Raw genomic sequence first — 426 nt, 5'->3', positions numbered from 1 at the left:
ACTATTCTTGTTCTTTCGCTATATCATCACCAACCATAGTAGCTCTTGCCTGAATTTCATGTTGATTATAAGAAAAGACTGTTTGCCCATGTTCTTTTTTAGTTAGGATTTTATCTGAACCATATTGGACAGTAACATGGGTATAGACATGATGCTTCACATCAACAATATTTGTTAGTAATTTTCCTTCTAGCTCATCACTAGCCTGCGCCAGAGCAGTTTTAGCATCAAGCATAGCAACATTAGCTACTTCTTTTTCGTCTGCGATTTTTCGTAGTTCCTCTTCACTTTTTTCACTCGCTTTTTTCTTGTTATATTCTATTTCAGACCGAACAATATCCATTGTTTTATTTTGCGCCGCATCATATTGCTCTTTAAGGAATGAAATTTTTTCTTTCAGAGCTGGATATTTTGCAAACGCCTCAA

Annotated in this window: 1 protein-coding gene; it reads right to left on the bottom strand. The window is 35.4% G+C overall.

All coding sequences use genetic code 11. The features are described 5' to 3' along the window. Nucleotide 1: 1 nt before the first annotated feature. Nucleotides 2–426: FapA family protein (locus DLK05_RS17115; RefSeq protein ID WP_127345118.1), on the bottom strand; the 425-nt coding region annotated here is incomplete at its 5' end.

Source organism: Ancylomarina longa (assembly GCF_003996985.1).
GTDB lineage: Bacteria > Bacteroidota > Bacteroidia > Bacteroidales > Marinifilaceae > Ancylomarina_A > Ancylomarina_A longa.
Note: the sequence above shows the minus strand (reverse complement) of the source record. Positions and strands in the feature narration are given on the sequence as shown.